This window comes from Paenibacillus glacialis (assembly GCF_001637205.1).
GTDB classification, from domain to species: Bacteria; Bacillota; Bacilli; order Paenibacillales; family Paenibacillaceae; genus Paenibacillus_AQ; species Paenibacillus_AQ glacialis.
Genome location: NZ_LVJH01000058.1, coordinates 1 through 24,959, shown reverse-complemented (window position 1 = coordinate 24,959; position 24,959 = coordinate 1). Strand labels below are relative to the sequence as shown.

Below are 24,959 nucleotides of genomic sequence, written 5' to 3'. Positions count from 1 at the left end.
TTGAAGTCAGTAAGCGCATTAACGATTAAATTATATAGCAAGATAACACAGGTTACATCAAGCAGGTCTATTATGGTCAAATATAACCATGATTTACTTGTCTTTTTTTTATCGGATTATCCCTAAATCTTATACGAGCACGAAAGAGGAATATTACGATTTGGGATACGCTCAAGGCCAAACGACATTAGTGGTTGCGGAGGTCGCACTAACAATTGCCTCAGAGGGAGCCTCTCTGGCAAGTAAAGTTGGAAGACTGAAGAAGGGACTTAAGGATGTAATAACAGACCCGAAAAAAGCGATTTGGGATACGCTTGACCCTAATGGAAAGCTTTTTGGCAAAGGTAAGGTCGTGTACGATGGACGCTTCAAAACCAGAGGAACTCTTTTTGAGAGAGTGATGGAGAGTCTTGGAGACACAGCCAACAAGATGAAGAAATCTATGATAAGGGATGCCCCATACCATGTCTTAATCCGTGAAACTACAGCCGGTATTAACTCACTTGATATAGTCAAGAATGAGAAGTCCAGATTTTTCTCGATGGACGGGGATGGATCGGGTGGGAAGAAGAGTGGGGCTGAGGGGACGGGTGAAGGTAGACTAAAACCCACAAAGCTATCTTCTGAAAGAACCCAACTGGATTGGTTACCAGATAAATATACTGCTGTAGAAGTAAAAGGATCTGTTAAAGTGGCAGGAAAAGATGTAGATGTATCAAGAAGAGTGTACCAAATCGAGATTGATAAAAACTATGTGCCGAAAGATCCGGCCGCAGGCGGACTAACTAATAAGGAACTAATGTCGAAAGGGAAATCCCCCTATGTTGCAAAAGACGGAGTGGAGAGTAAAGTTGAACTGCACCACTTGATTCAAAAAGAGCCAGGAGGTATGGTTGAAATTGCTGAATCTACCCACGATAAGTACAGCAGTCAACTACATGGCTTGGTAGAGGATGGAAATAGCTTCAGGAATGATCCGTTGCTTGAAAAACAGTATAATAATTTTAGAAGCAATTACTGGAAAATGCGTGCAAATGAAGAATAGAAAAGAGGGATACCATGAATGAGAAAATTATAAAAATGATCGAAGAACATGGTGAAGAAAGGGATTTTTTCGGAGGAGCATCAGAGGAAGATATTCTTAATGCTGAAGAAATGCTTGGTTTAAAGTTTCCTCAGAGTTACCGAGAATTTCTAAAAGAATATGGCTCAGGAGGAATATGTGGTGTTGAAATCGTAGGCGTTCAGGGAAATCTTGGGGCGTCTGTAGTAAAGGCGACTGAAAGATGGAGAAACATAGGGTTAGATATGGGGCTAATTGTGATTGAAGATTCAGGAGAATTTGTTCGATGTATGTACTCCGCTGATGTTAATGACGAAAGAGTATTTAGTTGGATTAGGGGGGGAGGAGAACTTTCCGTCCGCTATGATACCTTTGATGATTATACAATAGATATGTTTCAAGAAGGTATTGATAACATGTAAATATGATGGACTTGCCAGTCCCCTAGTGTATCATGTGTGTGGGGGCTACCCAGTGCCGAATGAACCCAACATTCAACCAATAACACATATAACCCTTGTAATACCCGTATAAAAATTTCTGTAAATCGTTTGTACGCACTTCAACGCTCGAATTTTATAACCTAAATAACGCTATTCCGTTACATTGAACAGGTCGATTATGGTCAGATACCACCATGATTGACCTGTTTTTTGTTATCTTCGCTTTCTTGCGTTTTTTCAAAATGAATCGCAACAATGTACATTACCACAACGATAGATATGGTGAAAGGACTTGGTCGCAACTTATGAATGGGGTAAGACGACTACTGTTATTGTAAGGACGGAAATCTAATAACGGGAAGGTCATGTGTTAAAGGCTAGCCACCGACTCCCTCATTCCTATAATAAAAGCGGCAAATCTGTCAAAAGTTTTGCCGGAGGGGGACGCATGAACAACGTACAACTTTCCGTCGATAAAGTCGCCGTTGAATATCATGGAGTAACTGTAAACTTTTACAACCAACTGGCACTTTCATTCCGAGAATGGTTTGATATTAAACCTGCTATTCGGCATAAAGGTTATGTATACCATTGGAATTTAAGGATTAAGGATGCTTATCTTTATCTGCGGTATCAACCATGGTGGCAGAAGAAATCAAGAAAGTACACACTACAAATTGAAACCCACCCAGACCACTTAATTAAGTTTCAACGACTGCTTGATGCTCTGTACAATCATTCTCAGGAGGTTTATTTCAACCGATGTGAGTTAGCCTATGATTTTCCGTATCCGATGAGCAATGTATTCATAGCGTCAAATACAGGGCGGAACATGAACATTTATGAGGGCACTCGATATTTTGGGCGGAAAGACGAAAGTAAAGCAAATGCCTTTTGCCGTAATTATGACAAAAAGGTAGAGCGGAATTGGAAGGGGATTGAAGAATCGGGGGAACGTACAAGAGTGGAACTTGTTTACAGACCTGACGAGAAAATACCTTTGGAGAGCATCATTCAGTTTCCACCCAAGTTCAATAACTTCTACACATGTACCGTCAATACGGACCTCCAAGCAGTCCGGGCGGAGAAAAGAGCCATGATACTGGCTCTACAACATGGCTTAATGACACCCGACGAATTGAGTAAGCATCATCGAGCATCGATAAAAGAGATTATGTCCTCACAGCAAGCAGTTGATTTTGATGCTCTTGCCGCTCAGCATTGGACGGAATTAATAACAGTTCCATGTGCTATAGTTTGCGGTAAGGTTAGTCATCTTCCAATACAAGAAGTTCGTTCAGGCTGATCTTTAAGGTTTTACAGATAATCTCGAAGGTACTAAGATGAACTCTATCTACATTATTGGAACACAAGTGACTGATGGTATTAGGACGTAAACCTGCTAGCCTCGCTAGCTCACGTTGAGACATATTTTTCTCAGCTAAAATTTCTTTTAATCTAACAACGACAGGCAATCATGCCACCTACTTCCGTACAAGCATTCTTTCTCCTATTATACTTCCTGAATATACGTTATGGAAAGTGATTGATTGTAACGCTTAGTAGATATATAATAAAAATGTATCTACTAGGCGTTACAGTAATTCAGATTTCTGTAACGGAGGGGGAGGAAACAGCATGAATGTCATCGGTTACATCAGAGTTTCGACACAAGGACAAGCCAAGGATGGCTACAGTTTAGCGTACCAACAAGATGAAATCCGCTCCTATTGTATAGAGCGAGGATGGAATCTAATTACCATATACAGCGATGAAGGTATCAGTGGGGCGAAGGTTAATGAAGATGCTCTTGAAGTGGATAGAATTGGATTTCAGAGCATGTTATCAGCACTATCTACTCAATCCATTGATGCAGTTATTGTCCTCAATACAAGCCGTTTATGGCGGTCTGATATTGTGAAAGTGTTGGTACATAGAGAGTTTAAGAAGCATGGGGTAGACGTTCAGAGTATCGAACAACCGACTTACAGCATTCACAAGAAAGACCCTAATGACTTTCTGATTAATGGTCTGATGGAATTACTTGACCAGTACCAACGATTGGAGATTGCGTTGAAACTAGGCAGAGGTCGTAACCAGAAAGCCCAACAGGGCGGCTATGCAGGTGGAAGGGCAACCTTCGGCTACAAGGCAAAGAAAGGTCAGAAGTGCATCCAAGTAGATGAGAAGCAAGCACAAATTGTCCGTAGAGTGTTTGAATTAAAAGAGCAGCATCCAACATGGGCGTTGACTCGAATAGCAGAATCATTGAATGAAACAGGCTTTACAACTCAACAAGGCAGTTTATTTACGAAAGTACAAGTGAAACGAATCTTAGACAAACGAGATTTTTATAGCGGCACATACCGCTATGGAGATATAGAAGCTATTGGTTTACATGAAGCTATATTGTGACATCTAGGAATGGAATAGAGAGGCTTGCGTCCCATTGCGAACCGAAAGGTTAACGCTCGAACTGAGGTTGCCCCTATTCTTTACCCAAGTCACGATAGAATCCTTATACAGAGGTGAATCCTTTTGACACACTACAAGCAGAATCATATTTATGTCGGTTTGGATTTACATAAAGCCCACCATACAGCGGTTATTGTTAACTGTTGGAACGAAAAACTAGGCGAAATTCAAATTGATAATAAGCCCACAGCGTTCGATGAGTTGATGAAGTTCGTCAAGAAACAATGTACAAAAGGCTTGACCCCTGTGTATGGGTTAGAGGATACGGGCGGAAATGGTAGAGCCTTAGCCGTTCATCTTGTTGAAAACAAGCAAGTCGTAAAAGAAGTCAACTCTGCCCTTTCGTACAACGAACGTATGAGCAATGCAACTACACAGAAGAGTGATAGTTGGGATGCTTACTGCATCGCCAAAGTATTACTTGCCAGACTAGATGAACTGCCTGATGCGAATCCGCAGGACGTTTACTGGACAATTGGGCAACTGGTAGCAAGACGTAATTCCATCGTCAAACATGCTAGTGGCTTAAAGAATCAGATGCACCAACAATTGAGCTACCACTACCCGTCCTATAAGAAGTTCTTCTGTGACATAGACGGTAAAGCCGCTCTTGCCTTTTGGGAGAAGTATCCTGCACCGCACCTAGCGTTAACGGTGGGGGTTGCAGAACTAGCGGAATATCTACGTAAATCCAGTAATAACACTTGTTCTACCCGTAAGGCAGAAGAAATACTTGAATTGGTCAGGCAGGATGGGGAGACGAAGCGGAACTTCCAAGAATACAGAGACTTCCTAGTCGTTAACATGGTTCATGACATGCGGAGAAGCAGAGAACTAATCAAGCAGACAGAGGAACAGATTCGTCTGGTATTAGCACAAACCGATTACAAGTTAGAGTCGATGGACGGTATTAACATTGTTACAGCGTCAGAGCTAGTCGCTGAGATTGGAGACATTCACCGCTTCTCCAATGCGGATAAGTTAGCTCGTTTCTCCGGAATCGCACCGATACACTTTAGTTCGGGCGGCAAGGGTAAAGACCAAGCAAGCGGACAAGGAAATCGGGTACTGAATAGTATCTTCCATAACCTAGCCGTACAGCAAATCCAAGTAGCTAAAGGGAAGAACAAGAGACAGCGTAATCCCCTATTCTACGAGTTCTACCAACGGAAGCTAGCAGAAGGCAAGACGAAGAAGCAAGCCCTTATATGCGTCATGAGAAGGCTTGTGAACATCATCTACAGCATGATGAAGAACAAAACCGAATATAGGGCGGCGAGTCCTCTAACAGAACTCAAAGCCGGATGATATAATGGTGGTAATTGGTAAAACAGTTGCCACCTTCCCTTTAGTAGAGTTTAAGATTACTACTTAGGGGACGGGTAATGTTCCTGAATCAATACCTGCCCTTAAAAAGGTTGATTGGAATGAATACAAGCGTGTAGATGATTATAAACCCACATTTATGGATGAATTTCAAGAAAAAGAATATAAAGCTACATCAAAGGATTATGATGATATTAGAAGTGTTGGTATGACTGATATTGAACAGGTTGCAAAAAATACTGGTATGACAATAGAAGAAATTAGGGCTATGAAACAACACATGTTTTTTGATACACATAAAATCCCTTTAGATAATCAAAGTTATAGAGTTGGCCACTTTACTCCTGATTTAGAAGTTGGGTTTATATGGAAAGAAGCACAAAAAGGTGAGCTGGATCCAAAACAAAAAAAGTGGTTTCAAGAGTTAGCTAAACATGAATTAACCGAAAGTGAAAAAATGAAACAAGGCTACCCATATAAAAATCCTGGTTCGTATCAAAAAGATAGTGATGATTTTGGTTCAGATCCTCCTGGTGCACATGATGTAGCTTCTGATCAACCTTCATTTGAACTCCCTGGAGCATATGACTATTATTCGAAAAAAGTTTTTGGGCAATAAAAATAGAGAAGATGGAGCGAAATAATTGATGGAAAATTTTAATCAGGCAATTAAGCGTATTTCTGCAATAGATTGGAGTTGTATTGGAAACAAGCAAGCAAGATCACATGTTCATTTGAGTAAAGAATACTTAAGAAGAGCATCAAAATTTTTCCAATATTATCCTGGGCCTAGTAGGTATCCTTTTATTATCATTTCAAATTCGATAACTAAGTCACAAGTCAGTGTTGATGAATTACAAATACTAAAGGAGATTGACAATAGTTATGTTAGAGAAATTGCTACCAGTTATTTAGAGTTAAACGCACTCATTGATGAAAAAAATCAAATTGCTATTGATAATAAAGATTTGTTTGAGCCAGTAATAAAGCTATATGAAAGAGGTGGCCATTTCTTTATAAGGGCAGGTTATTTGAATGTAGCTGGTGCTACTGATTTTCTTTCGCTTGCAAATCGAGTTAAAAGGGAACCACTTGATATAAGTGATGAAACCTTGGATGCACTTGACAATGGACATGTTGATTAATTTATGGATTTGTTCGGATTATTAAACAACTTACAATACTAATACAAGATCGTACAATACAACAAACAACGCCACAATGCGACCTAACCGCCGTGTTGTGGTTCTTTAATTATCCGCCACTATATGCTAAATAATACAAACATACAAGTGGCGGCTCTCCATCAAAGACCCCACCCAGTGACGAATGAACCCATCAATCAACCAATAACACATATAACTCATGTAATACCCGTATAAAGATATTGTCATTTCGCTTGTACGCACAGTAATGCTTGAAAAGTATAACCTAATTAACGTTAAAGCGTTTAGATAAAACAGGTCGATTATGGTCAGATACCACCATGATTGACCTGTTTTTTGTTATGTTCGCTTTCTTGCGGTTTATTCAAATTTACTCGCAACTGTAGATTACCCTGTGGCGATAGTGAGGGAGAGGAAGACACTATCGCACCTTTCAAGATGGAAAGCAAGACAACTATAGTAAAGGGGTTATGCAAAGAATAGGACTTTGTCCGCAACGTAACTGACACTTGCAACGATGATTACGGTGCAGGAAAGAAATCTGGTGACGACCAGTCAACATATAAAGGTAAGGCAACGTTGTAAGGCTAGCCACCTTGCCCTCTAATATAGTCCGAAATTTGTTAAAAAATTTCGGTTGGGGGCTGAACATGGAAGGAGTACAAGTTTCGATTGACCGTAAGTGTGGATGATTTACTTAAACAAGCGAGGGATGGCAAGGTGGACGTTAAAGATTGGGGATATACTATTGTACAGAAACTAGAAGAGGCATTGGATAATCTTCAAAAGAACTATTTGAACTATCCTAAATATGGGCGTCCGAGTATTTTAAATTCAGATTATGCGGGATCTGATTATAAAGGTGTGAAATTTGATCCTTTAGGATTCCTGATATTTGACAAAAAATATATTAAAACAGAGGTGAATTTATTAGATTCTCACTCAGCAAATGATTTATTAAATATGTCACGACCTCAGCATTTAAGAGCTACTACAAAAATGTATTTTGAAAAGTTAAAACTTGAAGCAAATGAAGCAATATTGATATTGACTCTTATTTAAAAGATAAACTACATTTTAACGAGCAACAAATACTGGATATTAAAACAGGACAGGATAAAATTGAGGGGTATACTTGGCACCACCATCAAGAAACTGGTCGAATGCAGCTTGTGGAAGAGGATATTCATGATATTAGGCATACAGGTGGAAATAAAATATGGGGAAACGGTGATTGAAATTCAAGATGGCAGTCTTAAGTTTTTCTGAAAAACCAATAAGGAGGAAGCAATGTGAGTAAAAAAATACATTGGTCTAAACAAGTGCAATTAGATATTAGAATAATTAAAGAGTTGGAAGGTAAGTGGGAAGTTCGATTTCCTAAGGAGTATGTTGATACTGTGCTGAATCATGATGGTTCAAAACCTAATGTGATAGATCAACAAGGAGAATGGATTCCTGGAGTTGTCGAAGTACCTGGAAAGTTTACATGGGGCTTTCAATTATTATCGTTAATTGAAAAGGAAGTATTAGGCAGAATACTTTCACCAATTGAACGATCATACGGCACCGTGAGTGATGCATTACCCAAGAAAGTTTACCCTTTTGCGATTAATGGATCTGGTGATAGATTTTTGTTTGACTTTCGTGAAGATGAGAACAACCCAAAGATTGTATTTCAAAATCATGAAGATCTTATCTTAGAAACCGAACTTACTGAGGAAGAATTAGAGGAGAAGTCACTTGAAGAATGGCAGGATGAAACACTATTTTTTGTGAGTGCATCATTTGAAGAATTTCTAAATTCAATTCAACCCAGCGAAATTGATTGAATCTTATGCATCCTAACATACAATACAACACCACAATGCGAGTTAACTGCCGTGTTGTGGTTTCTTTTTTATCCGGAATGAGAATTCCAGATTTTTCTCGATGGACGGGGATGGGCCGGGTGGGAAGAAGCGTGAGGCTGAGGGGATGGGTAATGGTGACCATCCAATTAGAACATATCGGAATGCAGATCTAAGTAAACTCGAGGCTAAATATACCGCTGACCCTAGATTGACAGTGGAAATGCCATATGTAGGTAAGGGGAAGAATGGTACAAATTCAGAAGGATGGTTACGAGATAAAGATTATTACTGGAAAGAGGTAATGGATAAATATCCTGAAAGTATAAGTAAAGCCAATAAGCAAAAAATTGAATTAGGTTTTTCACCAATTAATGATAAGCAGTTCAGAGAACACTTCCCACAGTTTAATATTAAAGAACTGAATAATGACACTCTTATTCACCATCATATTGGCGGTGGTGGTCAAGCTGTTGCAGTACCATCAAAATTACATCCTGGGTCGGGTGGAATACACAATGCTGAAAAAGAAGCAGGAATTTGGGGTAGTGATAGCCAATATGCTGAATTACTAGAAAAATACTTAAACAAGTAGAGGGTGATATGTTTGTCTATAAAGGAAGCTATGAATCAATATTTTTCATTAAGAAAAGAAATTGCTAAGGAAGGATTGGACTTTTTATTTAAGACACCATTCGATGAAGATGCTGAATCTCTTATTTACATTGGAGAAGTTGACGAGGATGAGTACATCTCATGGCAACCTGTCGAAAAAGGCTTTTATGATTTCAATTCACTGGAAGAGGACTTAGGTGTCAGGATTCATCCGTCTGTTATAGAATACTTTAATTCATATTATTTTGCCGATTTAGATGGATTTATTAATGACTATTATATTAAACTAGAATCGGTACTAAAAAAGGAAGATATTGATTCTTATAGTAACACGCTTAAAGGATACAAGAATAACCACGACAACAAACTTGAGAATATTCCTTTAGGGATAGAAGGAAACGGGCTTAACGTAGTGGTTGACAACGAAGATGGTTCTGTGAAACTCGAGGACTTCGAAAGAAATTCATTCGAAGTGATTTCAGAGAGTATTGAGCTGTTAATTACTAGTTTACGGCTAAAAAGATAATATCATTGGATAGAACTCTTTGTGATGACGTAGAATTTCCATTCGTCGTAATATCTCATGTGGGGGCTACCCAGTGCCGAATGAGTTCTTTATTCACCCAGTAACACACTTAACCTATGAAATACCCGTATAAAGGTTTCGCCATTTTATTTGTACGCACATCAAATGCTTTAATTTCATAACCTAATTAACGCTAAAGCGTTACATTGAACAGGTCGATTATGGCAGATACCTCCATGATTGACCTGTTTTTTGTGATCTTCGCTTTTCTTGCATTTTTTCAAAATTAATCTCAACAAGGTAGATTGGACTTCTGTCAATAGACTGGACACACAACTCTAACAACAAGATAGTATAACCAACAAACCGAACCGAACACCTAATAACTTGACAAAAGCACTTAATAAGGTGACTGAGGGGACGGATGATAGACCTGATTTGTAATCTTTATTAGCAGTAATAGATTCACATCTGATACACAGATATTGGAGGAGAAATTCAATGTTTAAAATGTATTTACAGCACAAAAATAGCTTTGAAAAAGTGACAATTGATGAAAAAAAATACGATGATGAGTTTGATGATGAAACTAGTGTAATATTTGACATCTGTAAATATCTACATCAAACTGGAAGTATTGATTTTATTGTTTTAGGTTTTGGAAGTGACGGGTGGCCTGTAAATTGTGAATTTGACCTTCCATCGGTTATTGAGGAATTGCCAGAAATGATTCAAAAGTTTAACAATAACGAATACAACTGCAACTTAGGATTTTATGAGCAAGGTGTGATGAGGGAAATAGTCTTTCGTGATGAAGAAGGTGGAAAGCTACTGTTAGAATGCAAAAGTTTAATACATGGGTGGTCACCTTCACCATCATGTATAGTAATGGAAAAGTCAACTGTAAAAGAAATGATTGAAGAGTTGTTTAGAAGTTTTATTACTTATAGCCAGAAGGTATGTCCAGAACTATTGAGTGAAAAGCTTTTTAGGGATTGGATATCTATGTACAATATTAAAATAAGATGCTTAAGTTCATATGAATCATTGAAATAAATTATATCCACAATGGTTTCAAGGTATGGACAGAAAAATAAATACTCTGTATCTTGATTGGTTTCTTGTCTTTCAATTTATATGAAATTTTGTATAAAAACCCTTGTGATCTAGAAGAAGAACGTACAGCATGTTCAACAACGCCACAACGCGAGCTAGCCACTCATGTTGTGGTTTTTTTATATGCTGCGCTATGACCTATTCAACGAAGATAATCGCTTGAACGAAGCGTAAATACCGCAGCTCTTGTTAGCTATCGTGTTATTTGTTTATCTCAGACGACACAAATTTCCTTCCATAACAATAGATAATCTTGGAGCAATACAAGCTGGAACTGCGTTGGGTGAAAGAAGATCAATTTGTCTACGTAGGTAGCCGTGACCACAGGTATGGAGAAGGTACACAAAGAGTTTAATAATGGACATGACGTTATCATTGGCACAAGAAAAAAGCCATTGATGAAGAAGGGGATCTAAATGGAATAATATGTTATTATCAATAAGGGGCAGATGGTAGATACAATTATAAGTAAGAAGCTATATAAAACAAGCATATTTATTAGAGTGTACATTTGATAATCTTAAAATTGGTAAATATTGATTTTCATTCATCGGTTTTATGCTCATCAACTTAAAAAAATGCTATTTTAGATAACTGTGATTTATATAAAACAGATCTGGGTTATACGGATTTTTCTAATTCTCTTATTAACGAGGTAAGATTCAGTAAGGGATGGTTGATATGATGGAACACGGAAAGCTTTTTGTTGAAGAATTTCCTGAGGTTGGAGAATTGATTGAACGTTTATTTATTAAAAGAGAATTAGACGAATGGTATAGAATGAAATGTGCTGAAAAAATAGGAGTACCAAATGAATTTAATGAGATTGGTAATCTAAAGAAAATTGAAAGCAGAAATATGATTAGTCCTTCGACAGATATTTTAATACATCTGCACGATATATCAGGTGAAGAAGGCTTCTTACTTGGTCAACAAATAAATGTAAAAATTTCTAAATTGTTTCCGATTTATATTTTGGATTATAGCTATTCTATAAGACATAACTTGATAGAAGGTATTTTTGAAATTGATGGGACTGCCGAATCTTTAGAAATGATACAAGCTACTAATCAAATTAATAGGATTATGACTTCAAAAGGATACACTGAGATCAGTCATCTTTATGATTACTACGATACCGTTTGTGAGTGGGACGTTTTGCCAAATATTGAACCGTTCAACAGAAGATTAACTTTAGGAGATGCTTTATTTACGGATGTGTTAGAACTATGCTAGCACTGGTTATACGGACAATTAATTCTTAAAGTCAGTAAGCGCATCAACGATTAAATTATATAGCAAGATTACACAGGTTATATAGAGCAGGTTTTCTTTTATCTTCGTTTTCTTGCTGTATTTCAAATGTACTCGTAACTATATACATAGAATGATGAAGAACAAAGATTGGGCGTAATTGTCAAGTGAAGTACTGACTAAACCGTTGGAATGGCAGAAAAAACTAGTGTATTGTATGAATGAGGAACTATTTGAGATTTGCATAGATACTCTAAGAAGTTTTACGACTCCAGAAAGCAAACAAATGATATTAGACAATCCATCTATACTGTATCGAGTAAATGATCTACTGCCCAAAGTGGGCATAGCAGTGAAAGAATGGTGAACATCCATTCATAAATTTTTTCGGAGTATGAAAGGTTAGGTGTATGCATGTTTATTGAATGTACTAAGAAATTAGCCGATGCAATGAAAATAAAGACAAATGATATTACGCCGATCAAGCGTGAACCCTTCTATGAATGGCATGCCAATTTATTTATGTTCGATCGAAGAAAAGGCGTTATTCTAATGAACAATCAGACGCGATACTGCATTGTGTTATACGGATTAAAAGCTGAGCATTTCAAAAAGTTTGATGTTATTGTTCTGAATGCGATACAGGAAACATTCCTTGCAGAAGGTTTCCCAGAGAATCAAGTAAATACCTATATGGGTAATTGTGGGGAAGTTATTTATACCAAGACACATGATAGAAGTATACTAAGTCAAATTAGTGACTTCCATTTACATATATCGTGGCAAATTGAAGAACACATACCAAATGACAATCTCAATTTAGTAGAACTCAATAAATGGACAGGCCGTTTATTCTGCGGAACACTTGGCTATGCGCATCCTATAGAGTTATTGAAAAAGGAAATGAGTATGATGGATGCCTAAGAATAAAAGATAATTGTATGTACATAACAGGAGATAGATCGCTCCGCTAGGGGGATGGTTTTTCAGACTTTTCAATAAACAAGAATCGCTATGAGCAAATCATTAATAATATAGCATTGCAGAAGTTATTAGTTGGTTTCTTGTATAGAATCTTTGCGAATACTATTTAAAGGATTATAATAAAGTTATTATAACGACGGGAGGTAGTAACAAATGAAACTCGTCAAACTTGAGAATGAAGAATTATCAAGTGCTCTAACGCAAGGCGAAGCTTATATTCAGGTAGGTAAACGCAAGTTTATGTTGTTTGAGATTGAGGAAGTTGCCCAGTCTGCTTTTTACGATGTCACTGATCCTGAAGAAGAGAAGCTTGTACTAGAAGCGGTTAATGGTAACAACCTGTCCTTGTCAAAGGAAGAAGTGTTGGAGCAGTTAGCTCGACGTAGGAAACGATGAATATCGTTTGGAAGCAGACGGCATTACAGTCATTAATCCAGCTGGATATATGGAGAGAAGACAACGGTTGGTCGGCTATTGGCGAGCATTTGGTGGAAGTCATTGAGAATTATTTTGTTCAACAAGAGATGTCCATATATATTCCTGGGAAAGTAGTGGCGATTAAAGGGGTTCCAATTTATATGAGGATGGTACTTATTTCACCAGGGAAATCAGATCCATATAAAGTGTTTTACCGTTATGATAAACAGTACGTTGAAATACTTCTAATTCGCCATCCTTATCAAAAATCTTTATTTGAATAAACCTAGGAACCGTTACAGTTATATAGGTTCCTAGGTTTTTCTGTGATGGCATTATTATGCTCTTTCGTAAAGGTTATCCACCCTATCTGTCGAATCAGTTATCTGCATTGGACCCAGAAGTATATGAGATTGGCAGAGAGCCGCTAGATGTGTTATTTTCAATATTACCCCGGAATAGGAACGAAGGACCATAACGATAAGGAGCTGCTAAAATGAATCTTTATAACTTTGAAAACGATATCGACAACATGATAGTTGCAAGAGGGTATGACTATTTCGAGAATGATTATATAGCATCAGTGAAGCTTAATGAGGGCAATGTCTACGAGGCACAAGTTGAGGGCACGGATCTGTACAATATTAGAGTTGAACTTGATCATGAATATGAAATAATAGAAACCCAGTGTGATTGTCCCTACGATATGGGGGATGCACGGAGTGTCAATTACTTAGGGGAAAAGATAAATCTGATCAGATACCACATGATTAAGGAACATGACGGTCAGAAGAAGGCACAGGAATTTATAGAACAAAACCTTCAATATTCGAACTTCAGGAAAATGGCGATAGAGATGGCATTGAAAAATAAGGAGTATGATAGCGTAATTAAGCTTACACTTGATGGAGAAAAGAAGGATACAAGCTGGGCTGGTCTTATAAATCAATGAAAAAATATCGGTATAAAGCATTTCAGCTGGCAGGGAAGCTTGATGATCAGCGTGGCATGGCAATCGATTTTATATTAGGTGGAAGCATGGACTATTACCATGAATTGAAAAGTACATATGATACAAAAGACTGGCTCTCTGTCTACCCCCAAATCATTGCTCTATTGGAAAATCAAAACGGGATTTTTAAAGACGTCTATACCTGTATTTTGATAGAGGAAGGCGAAAAACAAAAGCTTCTTGAGTATGTTAAAGGAAGAGGTTTACATGGTTTTTCGGCAATATATTGAGCAGGCTGCTGCACATGCGGGCAACAGGAAAGATTATCAGAGAGTATGTGCTATTATCCGGAACATGGAAAAATCTGGTTGGAAAGAGCGGGTATTGGAAATTAAACAGAAACTTTTTAGTGTATATGCCAATAGACCAGTATTCAGAGATGAATTATCTAAAGTATAAAAGGGAAGATTCAGCTTTGCTTGCGTTTTTCCCGATATTCTGAAGGGGTTTCTCCTGTATATTTCTGAAATACTTTTGTGAAATAACGTCTATCCGCATAGCCGACAGCTATTCCGATCTGTGTGATGTTTTTGTCGCTTAATAGCAGCATTGATGTGGCCATTTCAATGCGCTGCTTCGATAAGTATTCGACGAATGTCTTCCCATAATGCTGCTTAAATAAAAGACTGAAATATCCGCAGCTAATATCTAGATATTCGGAAATCTCCTCTACACCGAAATGAGATCCCAAATTACGACAGATGTAGTCATTGGCGGAATGCATAAGCAGATCGCTTTTTTTGTTCTTAAACGTAGCATGCATACTGTTTTCAATAATTTCCTGAATAAGTGAAATGAAGCCCTGAACACCCAGGTTTTGATCTAGCTTTTTCCAGATGACTTCCTCTTCTTGAATCGTGATGGTATAGATTTCGCGCATCTCTCGTAGTAGGTGAAGCACCAAAAAATGTAGAATTTGTTCGGCACGAATAAAAGATTGCTCGGAGATTGTGGCTAACTGGGCGATTAATTTTTCAAAAGCGTTTTCTGTCATCGGTCTATCGAACTGTTTAAGGTTAGAGACCATCTCTTCAATCAAATGCCATATGGAGTCATTATGAGCAGTAATCGGATTATAAATAGGCAACGTTTCTTCTTTATTTGGACTTAGCTGCAGCATATGCTGCATTTTCTTATAAACTTGCGATAAATCAGTTACTGCAACCGGATCCGGATAAATAACAATGCTGACTTGTAAATGGAGGTTTTTACTCACTTCGATTTGCATATATTCAGTCCATTGTTGTATTTCGATGAAGCTGACTTGAGATTGTTGTTTGTCTTGCTCGATCACAGCACACCATTCGCCTTCACGCATTTGCAGAACGACGCATTTCAGGTTGTTTCCGGCCACCGCATCCTGAAGTACATTACGGATGGCGAAATTCCAGAGCTTGCGCTCCTTCTCATCCCAGCCTAACGACTTTTGTGAATAATGATCCCAATCGATAAGTAGACAAACATAAGAGTAGTCTTCTAAATTGAATTCTTCGGATATTTGAACCTTGGTGTTTACCGTTGTGTAGTCCATGATGATATCATATAGAATTTTCTCATAGGCGAGTGTGATTACCTTATTCCATGTTTTCTTGTGCATCATTTGCTCGAGCTTTTTGGCTCGAACCTTTATAGCCATTTTCTCGGTGAGGTCGATCAACTCTTCATAGTCGATGGGTTTGAGGATGTAATCGTAAACACCCAATTGAAGTAGGGAACGCGCATATTCGAAATTTTGATAGCCCGTAATAATTATAACTTCAGCATGTTCGTTAAATTCACGAAGGAACTTGAGGAAGGTGATCCCATCCATCGAAGGCATGCGAATATCGCTAAAGATCATATCCGGCCTTAACTGCTTGGCGATATCCAAAGCTTTTTGACCATTCTTAGCTAGGCCAATAACTTCAATCCCCATGGCTTCCCAGGGGATAATACTTTCTAAATTCCGCAAAATATTCGGCTCATCATCCACAAGTAAAGCTGTTAAATGCATACTATTCACCCCTGTATTTCGGTATGACACATTTAATTGTAGTGCCTATATTTTGTTGACTACAAATAAAAATCCCGTAACGGCTACCGTATTTAATTCGGATACGATCAGCTACATTACCTAAGCCTAATCCTCCTCGTTCTCCATCGACTACATCCTTGCTCTCATAAGAGCTGTTTAATTCCAAGCTATAGTGGAAGCGGGCCAGTTGTTCATTCGTTAAACCGATACCATTATCCTCAATATATATAGCAATTCCATCATGTTCTTCCTGTGCATAAATACGAATGTTGCCCATATATTCGATGTCTTCAAATCCATGCTGAATGCAGTTTTCGACGAAAGGCTGCAGCGTTAACTTCAAAATAGAATAGTCGAGCAGATGCTCTGGGATGTGAATCTCATATTTAAAGCTATCTTCGAAACGGAATTCCTGGATTTCTAAATAACTTCTCAAATGGACCAATTCATTGCGTATGCTAATTTCCTCTTTATCGTAAATGCTTATTCGTAGCATTTTACCGAGCCGATGTACCATTTTACTGACTTTCACACCTTGATTTTGAATGGCGAGGACATTGATCGACTCTAATGTATTAAATAAGAAATGCGGCTTGATTTGCGCTTGAAGGAGCATAAGCTCCGCTTTGTTTTGGCGGTTTTGTTGTAGCTTTACCTCTTCAACCAGATCATGAATACGCGCGACTAAGCTATTAAATCCACGTGCCAGAATGGTCGTTTCATCTTTCTCATTTATGATGACACGGGTGTCTAAATCACCACGCTCCACCTTCTTCATGGCTTTGACAATGTGCAGGATGAAGCGAATGATGCGGTTGACGAAGACAAAATTAAAAATTATGGCAGAGACGAGGATGAGTCCGATGAGGACGGCAATCCAAGTCATAATGGTCTGAATTTGTCCCGTTACATACTGCCAAGGTGTAACGGAAACAACGATCCAGTCGCTGGCGCCCAAATCTTCGAGTGCCAATGGATAAAAGGATATAATATTTTTTTCATCTTGAAAGGTTACGCTTTTACTATAAAACGGCTGATTGGGTTCCAACTTCTCGGAAATCATGGATAACAAGTTTTGACCCTGTAATTCCTGATTTTGATTATCAAAAATAACAAGACCGTTCTTATTCATAACCATATAACGATGACTTTTGAGATTGTCTGAGTTATATAAATTAAATGTATTTTCAAGTTCCTTGAGTTGCAATTGAACAATGGACATCCCGAGTTCCTCTGTACTATATAAGTCCCGAATCAAACGAATTTGATAAAAATAAGTATCATTTAGCTGTAATTCTTTATGTTCTTTAGGTCCAATCCATTTCGGTATGCCGTTAAGTTTTTTCACTTCTTCAAAGACAGGGCTGCTTTTTAATTGATCATAAGAGATGAATTTGCTACTAATATTAGTTGCGGTTTCTGTAACCCCGGTCTTCGAGTACAAGGCGACAGACAGAATGGGGGAATAGGACAATAAGCTCTTGCGTATTTCTGTTTCATAGTTGGGTAAATCACTATTTCTGTTACTTGAATATGTATTTAAATCTTTGAGAATAAGACCAATGTCAGGCTTAATGATCGAGTGGTAATCGGAGAAATAATTCGCCTCTTTTAGGACGTAACGAATATTTCTCCCTACCGCTTTCATCGTAAGTTCTGTTTGTTCATTAAATTTGGACTCTATTAAATTTTGCGACAATGTATAGCTACCCCAGCCTAAGATTAATAACGGGAGGATGATGAATATTAGAAAAGCCATGAGTATTTTTTTGTATAAGCTCATTCATCATGCTCCTTAATTATTAGCCTTTAACACTTCCTGCCATTACGCCTTCAATGATTCTCTTCTGGAGAATACTATAAATCAGTATAATCGGTGCAATACTGATCATGACCGACGCGCAAAGCGCACCGTAGTTGGTATTGTATTTATTGAAGAAAGAAACAACGGCAACCGGCAAAGTACGTAAGTTATCGTTAGATAAGAACAAATTAGCTAATACATATTCGTTCCAATTTCCCAAGTAATTCAGAATAAATACGGTTACTAAGGTTGGCATAGTCAATGGCAATACAATTCTGCCTAGCAGTCCATAAACGGAGAGCCCATCGATAATCCCTGCCTCTTCCAACTCTTTGGGTAGCGATTTCAGGAATGCCGCAATGACGAATACGGTTAACGGTATTCCAAAGGTGGTATAGGGAATGATCAAAGCTAAAGGTGTATTATAAATATGCAACCAGTTAACCATTCTATACAATGGAATTAACAAGGATGGTGCAGGTATTAAAAGCGATAACAGCAGTATAGCATACACATACTTACTGAGGGATGGATACTTCATTCTTGTTATGGCATAAGCGATACAGATCGCAAGTATTATCGTTAAGAGTGTTGATACCGTACTGATGAAAAAACTGTTGAAGAAGTAGATTCCAATTTTGCTATTAGAAAAAGAATACGTATAGTTGCTTAATGTAAATGGCTGCGGTAATCCCCAAGGATCACTGTCAATTTGCATATTTTTCTTGAAAGAAGTATTTAGCAAAAAGAACATCGGATATAAAATAACAAATACGTAAGCCAACAGAAATAGGTGGGGGATGGTCTTTCTTAGGGTAGTCATATTAGTGTTCTACCTCCTCAGTCCGTTTGGCTATCCATTGGAATATGACCGTCACTAATACGGTGAACGCGAAAATAATAATGGAAATAGCGCTTGCATAACCAAAGTCGTTAAATTTATACGCCTGCTTATACAAATAGGTCCCCATAACTTCCGAGCTTCCGAACGGTTCTCCATAGGTCATAATTAATACAATATCTAGTGAATTCATTGCACCGGTGATTGCCAGTAGCATAATGACCAAAATAACGGGACGAATGATCGGAATGGTAATGAACCAGGATCTTTTAAAGCCTATAGCTCCATCCATTTCAGCAGCTTCGAGCAGCTCTTTTGGAACTGAGAAAATCGCAGCCAGCAAGAGTACAATATAAAATCCGAACCATTGCCAAGAGTTTGTGATTAGTATCGATAGAAATGCAGTCGTTTCCTCTCCCAACCAGGCATGTGTCCAGCTTTCTAATCCGCATGCACGCAGAAGCTGATTAATTAAACCGACATCTGGATGGTAAATAAACTGCCATAATGTACCGACAACTGCCGTCGAAAGGATACTTGGAAGAAACACGGTCGTTTTATAAAAATTAAGATTCTTTGTAACACCACTGATCACCATCGATATGAATATGATGAGGGGTATTTGCACAAATGCTGAGAATAATACAAAAATAATATTGTTTTTAAAAGCGATCCAAAATTTGTCGTCTGTAAAAGCTTTTTTGAAATTGTCCAACCCATTGAAAGTCGCTTCGTTGATTCCGTTCCAGTTGGTAAAGGAATGCTGCAGGGAGCTTAATAATGGCAGAATATAAATGGCGATATACATGAGGAGTGCAGGTATTACGAAAAGTGCGTAAGCCCATGGATTTCTGAGTACTTTATTCATAAATAACCTCCATCTAGTGACAATCGAGCACCTCGCACATGCGAGGTGCTCGATCCCATTTTACGATCTTTATTTTTCCGCGTTAGCCTCGTCTTGAATCTTTTGCATTTTCTCCGCTGCTTTCTCCGGAGTCACTTTACCGCCAATCAATTCTTGCATTGTTGTTTCTAGTGTTACTTTTACTTTCGGTTGAACAACGGAGTCAAATGCTGTGAATATTCCTTTAGCCTCATTTGTGACTGAAAGAACTTCATTGAGAACACCCGTAGTACCGCTTGTATCCTGTAGTTTCATAGCAGGGAAGTCATTTGCGGTAAGAAGCGCCTTCTTTTGCAATGCTTCAGTATAGTATTGTTTGATGAACTCTTTAATTCCCTTTAATTCGTTTTCATTGGCATGATTAGAGAATCCGTATCCATTTGAGAAACCACCGTTGATGTATCCATCACCAGGGCCACCAACTTCTGGGAAGTTAAAGAAACCAACATTGCCAGCAATTTTTGATTTTTCTTTATCTTCGAATGCAGATACAGCCCAGCTACCATCCATTGTCATTGCGGCTCCACCTTGGTAGAACTTCGCCTGTCCTTCAGCATATTTCAAAGCAAGTGCACTCTTATCCAGATAGCCTTTTGTTTTCAAGGTTTCTAGCTTCTTAAAGGACTCGATAACTTTAGGATCATTCCATTTACTTGTACCGTTAACGAATCCTTCTTGAACTTCTTTGCCTGCTTCACGAACAAACAGTGAATTGGCAATCATGTTCACAACCCATCCATCCGGACCACCTGTACCTGATGCGATCGGTACGATATTCTTTCCTTTCAATGCTTCGCAAACGGCTAGGAATTCATCCCAAGTCTTGGGAACTGCAACACCAGCGTCGGCAAACATTGTTTTGTTGTAGAATACGCCTTCTGTATAACCTGATCTTGGAAGCCCATAGACCTTGCCGTCTACGGTGAATTCACCTAAATTGATGAATTTGTCCGACAATCCCAAATCAGCAAGGATCGGTGTCAAATCGAGTAGATGACCGGCTTTTTGATAGTTTTGTGTATCGGGTCCACCGAATAAGTCGAAGATGATCGGAGGATTGCCAGCGGCCATTTCTGCTTTCAACTTCGTATCGCGGTTAACCGTGTCTTCTACGCCGTCTAACTCATATTTCACTCCAGGCAGTGCTGATTCTGCAGCTTTTACTGCTTCAAGCAGTATATCTTGATGTGGTTTGGATGTATCTCTTACGTTAATATGACGGAGCGATACATTGAACTCTGCTGCCTTCGGAGTACCCGTTCCATCCGTAGGCGCTGCTTCTTTGTTCGAGCAACCTACTGTGGCGGCTAAGCTCATTGCCACAATCATAGTAAGTGCCATGGTTATCTTTTTCATTGTGTAACCCCCCCCAAACATTTTTGGTTGCGCTTTCATTGTAGAAAATTTTGGAGATAAATAATAGACGCATAATTCACATATATAGGGGGTAAAATTCTGCGATTTTGTGCATTGCGTTAGAAAGTAGTATTAACGGAAAAAGGACGTGAAGTTTTACTGATAGATACTAAAGGAATGCATCACATGACAGGAGTTTTTAAGGAGGGGGATTGTGTTGAAGAAACTTAAGTTGTTTGTTGATTTTAAGAAAGAAGAAGATTGGTTGAATGAATGGCTTCAAAAGGGTTATGAATTAACAAATGTGAACCCATTTGGCGATGGTGACCCGTAGGGCGCTTAAAGTCGTACGCGAACAAAGCAGCGATGAAGAAGCGGTATTCGCGCAGATTCGGATCTGCAATGAGATTATCGACACACTAAAGAACACGCTAGGGCAGGAAGAGTACAACGAGCTCCAGTTAGATGAACAAGGTGAGGTGCTCACCTACGTGTATTCGAAGTTAAATCATATTCGTGGGATTAAGGATGAGAAGGTGCTGAGACCTGTAACACCTCTATCTCAAAGCTCTCTTTTTACCGGGTCTCACGCTGAACCTAATATGCTACATGAACTGAAACGTGAAATTGTAACGTCGGATCGGATCGATCTACTTGTGTCTTTTATCAAATGGAGCGGTCTGCGCTGTCTAATGGAGCAGTTCGAGCAATTCACCACAAATGGTGGACAGCTACGCGTCATAACAACATACGCAGATTGAACTAAAGCATATCTTATTGGCTTTCGTTCATTCTGCGTATATGGAAGCAACAGATATGAAAGCCGTACTCGAGCTCAGTAATCTCCCTAATACCGAGATCAAAATATCCTATGACAGTGATCGGACGCGGTTGCATGCGAAAGCTTATGTTTTCAAAAGAAATACGGGTTTCACGACGGCCTATGTAGGCTCATCTAACCTGTCCAATGCGGCGCTCACCAGTGGGTTAGAGTGGAACTTGAAAGTGACCGAGAAGGACTCGTTCGACGTACTCAAGAAGATCGAAGCGACCTTCGAGAGCTATTGGAATGATAGGGAGTTTAAGAGCTTTTCAGCTGAGGATGTGGAGCAAGTCCAACAACTGAAGGAAGCATTAGGGAAGAAGAAGGAACAGCAGACCTTACAATTTCATTTTGAGATTACGCCCTATGATTATCAGAATGAAGTATTAGAGAAGCTTGAAGCGCAAAGAACGTTATTCGGTAGAACCAGAAACCTGTTGGTGGCGGCTACCGGAGTAGGGAAGACGGTTATTTCTGCTTTCGACTATAAGCGGTTTCTAACCAAGAACCCAAGAGCTAGACTCCTATTTGTGGCGCACCGAGAAGAGATTCTGAAGCAGAGCCAAGATACATTCCGTTATATTCTAAAAGACTTGAACTTCGGCGATCTGCATGTAGGCCAGCATCAAGCGGAGTCTGTGGATCATTTGTTCATTAGTATTCAGAGCAGCTTTAATTCTATGAAGCTCCCATGAAAATTAAATTAGCTCAAGACCTGAAAAAGAGCAAAATAAAGTAGACCCAGAATAACACTTTTAAAAAAAGCTGAGCCTCGTGAGTAATCCATATAGAACTTGTAAGATCTTTAAAAAAAAGCAAAAACATCTTTGACAACAAACATAAAGGCAGGGCTGGTGCAACAACCAAAAAAGGATTAATCTCTCATGAGTGATACCCATATAGGGCGCGATATTCTGTGATGCACCGTGGTGGTCGGAGTCAGACTAACGGTTGGGCTCTATGGCACCATAGCTTATCGACCTTCTTCGCCAGCCGCACAAACAGTATAGACAGAGGCATCCATTTTCATCCTCTGTGGTGCAGCGCTGCTCTTGCGCTGCATGTATGGCTAACGGAGAAGACAACAAGCGATTTCTATGATTTCATCATCGTCGATGAATTTCACCATGCCGCTGCGCCTTCTTACCAGAAGCTATTATCCTACTATAACCCTCAGATTCTACTAGGATTAACGGCGACACGACGGATGGATGGAGCAGTACATCAGATTTCATAGCTGTTTATGAAGGAAAGATCTCTTAGAGATTATTTCTTGTTATTTCGTCCAACATTTTATTGATATCGTCTGTATTTTGTAATGAGAATATACCATCAACGGCCCTTTCAGGAACTGAATTAACATTTACAATTGTGTGAGTGGCTGCAGTCTGGAAGGCTTCGTCATCGGCATTTGAATGTTTGACGCTTGACGCACCATAATACTGAAAACTTACTTTGTTGTTCCAATGCCTTGTGCTTAAATGAGCAAAAATTGATTTTAATATGTTTCCCTCATAAACTAGTTGTAATCGACGGTCAGGGCGCATTGATGTGGTGAGCCCGATTCCCGCAAAAATTGAACTCCACTCACATCTCCCATTAATTTCATGGTATAGTCTAGTTAATTTTTCCACATTTTTTTCTGAAAGATTAGTTATTAAATCATCTGCATTAGATATGAGTCCTTTCTGATGGACTAAGATCATATCAGGATTAGAAGGAATAAGACGAATCTTGGAGTCATTATTTTTTAAAGAACCTTCCAACTGATCGAGCATTTTAAGTGTCAGATTGTCAAATATCCGTCTGAAATCATAAGTTTTCATATTTGGCATTTTAATTATAAAACAGTCGGATAATCCATTATTAATCCGATAGTTCCATGCATAAACAGAGATTATTATTTCAAACCAGAGTCCTCTGACGTTAGAAAATGCCGCTAGGCTTGGTTGATCTAAGTCTTTGGCTTTTGCAGCGTTTCGTATATGTTGCTCGAGATTGTCCAGAATTATTTTTATTGGACCAGTTGGGAGAGTATTGTTAAATACTTCTTCAAGTGCATAAATTGGTTTAATCCGTAAGTTAGAAGGACCCCCTTCTATTTTCTCTACAGACTTACTTTCATATAAGTTCATGAGATTATTCTCCATTCTCTTTTTTTTGTAAATTCACTAATTCCTCTCCAATGTTTATCAGTGTTTGGCGACCAAACCTTGATAGTTTAAGGTATATTGATTCCAGTGATGCCAATTCCTCACTTCTTTTTTGAACACTTGTTGGGTCAAATAAAAAATAGTCAGTACCTCTTCCAAGAGAGTTAGCGATATTAATGAACAATGGGAATGAGGGATATCCATTTCCTTGTTCTATTCTTTTTAAATTTTCAAGGGATGTCCCAACCATTTCTGCTAAAGACTCTTGGGTTATAAAGGCTTCCTTTCTCCTGGATTGAATTCTTTCGCCTAGTATTTTATCAAAGGGATTCTCAGCTGTTTTATTCATTTACTCACCTCTTTAGATTCATACTATCGTTTTCATAACTGGTGTATAAGTTATTAAAGATACCCTTTTTTCATGGATTATTATGGTATTTATAATTGTTCGTTTTTTTTTATGTTGAAATGATAGCCTCTTTTGTGTAGTTAATAATTTTCCACACGGGACCTAATTAAGCCCAGTCTTTAAATAATAGATGGATTGTAATATGAAGTGCGACAGTTTGAAATGAAAATATCCCATGGAAGATTCGTGTAAAATGGAGTCACCACAACAACCATTACACAAGGAGAATCTCAACATGGGTTACACACATTTTAGCATAACTGAACGCAGCAAACTAGAACTGCTATTGAAAATGAGATGGTCGACTCGTGCCATTGCAAAAGAACTTGGACGGCATCACGCTTCCATCGCGCGTGAAATCAAACGTGGTCGCTTCAATCAGGAGGATGTCACCCGTTCGCACAG

At 38.6% G+C, this 24,959-nt stretch carries 32 protein-coding genes and 2 pseudogenes; 26 read left to right on the top strand and 8 right to left on the bottom strand.

What is annotated here, in order from left to right:
- Positions 1-97: 97 nt before the first annotated feature.
- From PGLA_RS29215 to PGLA_RS21060, 3 genes are all read left to right on the top strand, one after another.
- Positions 98-1,045 (top strand): HNH/ENDO VII family nuclease, encoded by a 948-nt coding sequence (locus PGLA_RS29215; protein ID WP_245700214.1) that lies wholly within the window; start codon positions 98-100, stop codon positions 1,043-1,045.
- A 14-nt stretch (positions 1,046-1,059) separates the two neighbouring features.
- Positions 1,060-1,485: an SMI1/KNR4 family protein gene (locus tag PGLA_RS21065; protein ID WP_068536669.1), complete on the top strand. Its 426-nt coding sequence runs from the start codon at positions 1,060-1,062 to the stop codon at positions 1,483-1,485.
- Positions 1,486-1,954: 469 nt separating this feature from the next.
- A complete protein-coding gene (locus PGLA_RS21060; RefSeq protein ID WP_068536667.1) occupies positions 1,955-2,812 on the top strand; it encodes a hypothetical protein in 858 nt (285 codons plus the stop codon).
- On the opposite strand, the gene PGLA_RS27140 is transcribed toward PGLA_RS21060, so the two are convergent.
- On the bottom strand, positions 2,775-2,981 hold the full coding sequence (locus PGLA_RS27140) for a helix-turn-helix domain-containing protein (RefSeq protein WP_084411377.1): 207 nt from the start codon (positions 2,979-2,981) through the stop codon (positions 2,775-2,777). The two genes, PGLA_RS21060 and PGLA_RS27140, sit on opposite strands and share 38 nt — an antisense overlap.
- Before the next feature lie 163 nt (positions 2,982-3,144).
- Between PGLA_RS27140 and PGLA_RS21055 the strand changes: the two genes are divergently transcribed.
- The 19 genes from PGLA_RS21055 to PGLA_RS28635 all read left to right on the top strand — a co-directional run bounded on the left by PGLA_RS21055 (position 3,145) and on the right by PGLA_RS28635 (position 14,646).
- On the top strand, positions 3,145-3,921 hold the full coding sequence (locus tag PGLA_RS21055) for a recombinase family protein (RefSeq protein WP_068536650.1): 777 nt from the start codon (positions 3,145-3,147) through the stop codon (positions 3,919-3,921).
- A gap of 123 nt (positions 3,922-4,044) precedes the next feature.
- On the top strand, positions 4,045-5,289 hold the full coding sequence (locus PGLA_RS21050; RefSeq protein ID WP_068536648.1) for an IS110 family RNA-guided transposase: 1,245 nt from the start codon (positions 4,045-4,047) through the stop codon (positions 5,287-5,289).
- Positions 5,290-5,446: 157 nt separating this feature from the next.
- Positions 5,447-5,926, top strand: coding sequence for a hypothetical protein (locus PGLA_RS21045; protein ID WP_068536647.1), 480 nt, complete (start codon positions 5,447-5,449; stop codon positions 5,924-5,926).
- Positions 5,927-5,954: 28 nt separating this feature from the next.
- Positions 5,955-6,452, top strand: a complete 498-nt coding sequence (locus PGLA_RS21040) for a hypothetical protein (protein ID WP_068536641.1) — start codon at positions 5,955-5,957, stop codon at positions 6,450-6,452.
- Positions 6,453-7,145: 693 nt separating this feature from the next.
- Entirely contained in the window at positions 7,146-7,535 is a 390-nt protein-coding gene (locus tag PGLA_RS21035) for a hypothetical protein (RefSeq protein ID WP_068536640.1), read from the top strand.
- Positions 7,514-7,711 carry an HNH endonuclease gene (locus tag PGLA_RS29845; protein ID WP_084411402.1) on the top strand — a complete coding sequence of 66 codons (198 nt, stop codon included), beginning with the start codon at positions 7,514-7,516 and terminating at the stop codon, positions 7,709-7,711. Before PGLA_RS21035 ends, PGLA_RS29845 begins: the two co-directional genes overlap by 22 nt.
- A gap of 54 nt (positions 7,712-7,765) precedes the next feature.
- Positions 7,766-8,305, top strand: coding sequence for an SMI1/KNR4 family protein (locus PGLA_RS21030; protein WP_068536638.1), 540 nt, complete (start codon positions 7,766-7,768; stop codon positions 8,303-8,305).
- A 145-nt stretch (positions 8,306-8,450) separates the two neighbouring features.
- Positions 8,451-8,918, top strand: coding sequence for a hypothetical protein (locus PGLA_RS21025; protein WP_161487975.1), 468 nt, complete (start codon positions 8,451-8,453; stop codon positions 8,916-8,918).
- A 30-nt stretch (positions 8,919-8,948) separates the two neighbouring features.
- Entirely contained in the window at positions 8,949-9,464 is a 516-nt protein-coding gene (locus PGLA_RS21020; protein ID WP_211269604.1) for a SecY-interacting protein Syd, read from the top strand.
- A gap of 501 nt (positions 9,465-9,965) precedes the next feature.
- Complete coding sequence (locus tag PGLA_RS21015) at positions 9,966-10,520, top strand: hypothetical protein (RefSeq protein WP_068536636.1); 555 nt, start codon at positions 9,966-9,968, stop codon at positions 10,518-10,520.
- Between the two features lie 643 nt (positions 10,521-11,163).
- Positions 11,164-11,265, top strand: a complete 102-nt coding sequence (locus PGLA_RS29840; RefSeq protein WP_211269603.1) for a hypothetical protein — start codon at positions 11,164-11,166, stop codon at positions 11,263-11,265.
- A complete protein-coding gene (locus PGLA_RS21010; protein WP_068537127.1) occupies positions 11,265-11,816 on the top strand; it encodes a hypothetical protein in 552 nt (183 codons plus the stop codon). The genes PGLA_RS29840 and PGLA_RS21010 overlap by 1 nt, the downstream gene beginning before the upstream one ends.
- Positions 11,817-11,994: 178 nt before the next feature.
- Positions 11,995-12,201: a hypothetical protein gene (locus tag PGLA_RS27130; RefSeq protein WP_245700212.1), complete on the top strand. Its 207-nt coding sequence runs from the start codon at positions 11,995-11,997 to the stop codon at positions 12,199-12,201.
- A 47-nt stretch (positions 12,202-12,248) separates the two neighbouring features.
- On the top strand, positions 12,249-12,758 hold the full coding sequence (locus tag PGLA_RS21005) for a DUF6933 domain-containing protein (RefSeq protein WP_068536635.1): 510 nt from the start codon (positions 12,249-12,251) through the stop codon (positions 12,756-12,758).
- Positions 12,759-12,971: 213 nt separating this feature from the next.
- The gene (locus PGLA_RS21000; RefSeq protein ID WP_068536633.1) at positions 12,972-13,214 is read left to right on the top strand and encodes a hypothetical protein; all 243 of its coding nucleotides are present in this window, start codon (positions 12,972-12,974) and stop codon (positions 13,212-13,214) included.
- Positions 13,211-13,519, top strand: coding sequence for a hypothetical protein (locus PGLA_RS20995; protein ID WP_068536631.1), 309 nt, complete (start codon positions 13,211-13,213; stop codon positions 13,517-13,519). The genes PGLA_RS21000 and PGLA_RS20995 overlap by 4 nt, the downstream gene beginning before the upstream one ends.
- A gap of 212 nt (positions 13,520-13,731) precedes the next feature.
- Positions 13,732-14,187 (top strand): SWIM zinc finger family protein, encoded by a 456-nt coding sequence (locus tag PGLA_RS28645; protein ID WP_068536629.1) that lies wholly within the window; start codon positions 13,732-13,734, stop codon positions 14,185-14,187.
- Complete coding sequence (locus tag PGLA_RS28640) at positions 14,184-14,477, top strand: hypothetical protein (protein WP_068536627.1); 294 nt, start codon at positions 14,184-14,186, stop codon at positions 14,475-14,477. Before PGLA_RS28645 ends, PGLA_RS28640 begins: the two co-directional genes overlap by 4 nt.
- Positions 14,455-14,646, top strand: a complete 192-nt coding sequence (locus tag PGLA_RS28635) for a hypothetical protein (protein WP_068536625.1) — start codon at positions 14,455-14,457, stop codon at positions 14,644-14,646. Before PGLA_RS28640 ends, PGLA_RS28635 begins: the two co-directional genes overlap by 23 nt.
- A 10-nt stretch (positions 14,647-14,656) precedes the next feature.
- On the opposite strand, the gene PGLA_RS20975 is transcribed toward PGLA_RS28635, so the two are convergent.
- From PGLA_RS20975 to PGLA_RS20955, 5 genes are all read right to left on the bottom strand, one after another.
- On the bottom strand, positions 14,657-16,240 hold the full coding sequence (locus PGLA_RS20975) for a response regulator (RefSeq protein WP_068536623.1): 1,584 nt from the start codon (positions 16,238-16,240) through the stop codon (positions 14,657-14,659).
- 1 nt (position 16,241) lies between these two features.
- A complete protein-coding gene (locus PGLA_RS20970) occupies positions 16,242-18,044 on the bottom strand; it encodes a cache domain-containing sensor histidine kinase (protein WP_068536621.1) in 1,803 nt (600 codons plus the stop codon).
- A gap of 19 nt (positions 18,045-18,063) precedes the next feature.
- Entirely contained in the window at positions 18,064-18,888 is an 825-nt protein-coding gene (locus PGLA_RS20965; RefSeq protein ID WP_068536619.1) for a carbohydrate ABC transporter permease, read from the bottom strand.
- A 1-nt stretch (position 18,889) separates the two neighbouring features.
- A complete protein-coding gene (locus PGLA_RS20960; protein ID WP_068536616.1) occupies positions 18,890-19,774 on the bottom strand; it encodes a carbohydrate ABC transporter permease in 885 nt (294 codons plus the stop codon).
- 69 nt (positions 19,775-19,843) lie between these two features.
- Positions 19,844-21,169, bottom strand: coding sequence for an ABC transporter substrate-binding protein (locus PGLA_RS20955; protein ID WP_068536615.1), 1,326 nt, complete (start codon positions 21,167-21,169; stop codon positions 19,844-19,846).
- Between the two features lie 214 nt (positions 21,170-21,383).
- Here PGLA_RS20955 and PGLA_RS29210 point away from each other — a divergent pair, with 214 nt between their 5' ends.
- From PGLA_RS29210 to PGLA_RS29835, 3 genes and pseudogenes are all read left to right on the top strand, one after another.
- Positions 21,384-21,503, top strand: coding sequence for a DUF2812 domain-containing protein (locus PGLA_RS29210; RefSeq protein ID WP_245700231.1), 120 nt, complete (start codon positions 21,384-21,386; stop codon positions 21,501-21,503).
- Positions 21,478-22,681: pseudogene (locus PGLA_RS20950) on the top strand (DEAD/DEAH box helicase family protein); the annotation flags it as partial. The gene PGLA_RS29210 and the pseudogene PGLA_RS20950, both read left to right, overlap by 26 nt.
- Positions 22,682-23,061: 380 nt before the next feature.
- Positions 23,062-23,208: pseudogene (locus tag PGLA_RS29835) on the top strand (DEAD/DEAH box helicase family protein); the annotation flags it as partial.
- 43 nt (positions 23,209-23,251) lie between these two features.
- Here PGLA_RS29835 and PGLA_RS20945 read toward each other — a convergent pair.
- Both PGLA_RS20945 and PGLA_RS20940 read right to left on the bottom strand, forming a co-directional pair.
- Positions 23,252-24,127: a Cfr10I/Bse634I family restriction endonuclease gene (locus PGLA_RS20945; protein WP_068536614.1), complete on the bottom strand. Its 876-nt coding sequence runs from the start codon at positions 24,125-24,127 to the stop codon at positions 23,252-23,254.
- Between the two features lie 4 nt (positions 24,128-24,131).
- Positions 24,132-24,494, bottom strand: a complete 363-nt coding sequence (locus PGLA_RS20940) for a helix-turn-helix domain-containing protein (protein WP_068536613.1) — start codon at positions 24,492-24,494, stop codon at positions 24,132-24,134.
- 295 nt (positions 24,495-24,789) lie between these two features.
- Between PGLA_RS20940 and PGLA_RS27115 the strand changes: the two genes are divergently transcribed.
- Positions 24,790-24,959, top strand: a 170-nt coding sequence (locus PGLA_RS27115) for a helix-turn-helix domain-containing protein (protein WP_145939636.1), incomplete at its 3' end; no start/stop codon positions are given.

Coding starts and splice junctions, on each gene's coding strand:
- PGLA_RS21065 (WP_068536669.1), top strand. CDS start 1,060: ATGAATGAGAAAATTATAAAAATGATCGAAGAACATGGTGAAGAAAGG.
- PGLA_RS21060 (WP_068536667.1), top strand. CDS start 1,955: ATGAACAACGTACAACTTTCCGTCGATAAAGTCGCCGTTGAATATCAT.
- PGLA_RS21055 (WP_068536650.1), top strand. CDS start 3,145: ATGAATGTCATCGGTTACATCAGAGTTTCGACACAAGGACAAGCCAAG.
- PGLA_RS21045 (WP_068536647.1), top strand. CDS start 5,447: ATGGATGAATTTCAAGAAAAAGAATATAAAGCTACATCAAAGGATTAT.
- PGLA_RS21040 (WP_068536641.1), top strand. CDS start 5,955: ATGGAAAATTTTAATCAGGCAATTAAGCGTATTTCTGCAATAGATTGG.
- PGLA_RS21025 (WP_161487975.1), top strand. CDS start 8,451: ATGGGTAATGGTGACCATCCAATTAGAACATATCGGAATGCAGATCTA.
- PGLA_RS21020 (WP_211269604.1), top strand. CDS start 8,949: ATGAATCAATATTTTTCATTAAGAAAAGAAATTGCTAAGGAAGGATTG.
- PGLA_RS21015 (WP_068536636.1), top strand. CDS start 9,966: ATGTTTAAAATGTATTTACAGCACAAAAATAGCTTTGAAAAAGTGACA.
- PGLA_RS21010 (WP_068537127.1), top strand. CDS start 11,265: ATGGAACACGGAAAGCTTTTTGTTGAAGAATTTCCTGAGGTTGGAGAA.
- PGLA_RS21005 (WP_068536635.1), top strand. CDS start 12,249: ATGTTTATTGAATGTACTAAGAAATTAGCCGATGCAATGAAAATAAAG.
- PGLA_RS21000 (WP_068536633.1), top strand. CDS start 12,972: ATGAAACTCGTCAAACTTGAGAATGAAGAATTATCAAGTGCTCTAACG.
- PGLA_RS20995 (WP_068536631.1), top strand. CDS start 13,211: ATGAATATCGTTTGGAAGCAGACGGCATTACAGTCATTAATCCAGCTG.
- PGLA_RS28645 (WP_068536629.1), top strand. CDS start 13,732: ATGAATCTTTATAACTTTGAAAACGATATCGACAACATGATAGTTGCA.
- PGLA_RS28640 (WP_068536627.1), top strand. CDS start 14,184: ATGAAAAAATATCGGTATAAAGCATTTCAGCTGGCAGGGAAGCTTGAT.
- PGLA_RS28635 (WP_068536625.1), top strand. CDS start 14,455: ATGGTTTTTCGGCAATATATTGAGCAGGCTGCTGCACATGCGGGCAAC.
- PGLA_RS20975 (WP_068536623.1), bottom strand. CDS start 16,240: ATGCATTTAACAGCTTTACTTGTGGATGATGAGCCGAATATTTTGCGG.
- PGLA_RS20970 (WP_068536621.1), bottom strand. CDS start 18,044: ATGAGCTTATACAAAAAAATACTCATGGCTTTTCTAATATTCATCATC.
- PGLA_RS20965 (WP_068536619.1), bottom strand. CDS start 18,888: ATGACTACCCTAAGAAAGACCATCCCCCACCTATTTCTGTTGGCTTAC.
- PGLA_RS20960 (WP_068536616.1), bottom strand. CDS start 19,774: ATGAATAAAGTACTCAGAAATCCATGGGCTTACGCACTTTTCGTAATA.
- PGLA_RS20955 (WP_068536615.1), bottom strand. CDS start 21,169: ATGAAAAAGATAACCATGGCACTTACTATGATTGTGGCAATGAGCTTA.
- PGLA_RS20945 (WP_068536614.1), bottom strand. CDS start 24,127: ATGAACTTATATGAAAGTAAGTCTGTAGAGAAAATAGAAGGGGGTCCT.
- PGLA_RS20940 (WP_068536613.1), bottom strand. CDS start 24,494: ATGAATAAAACAGCTGAGAATCCCTTTGATAAAATACTAGGCGAAAGA.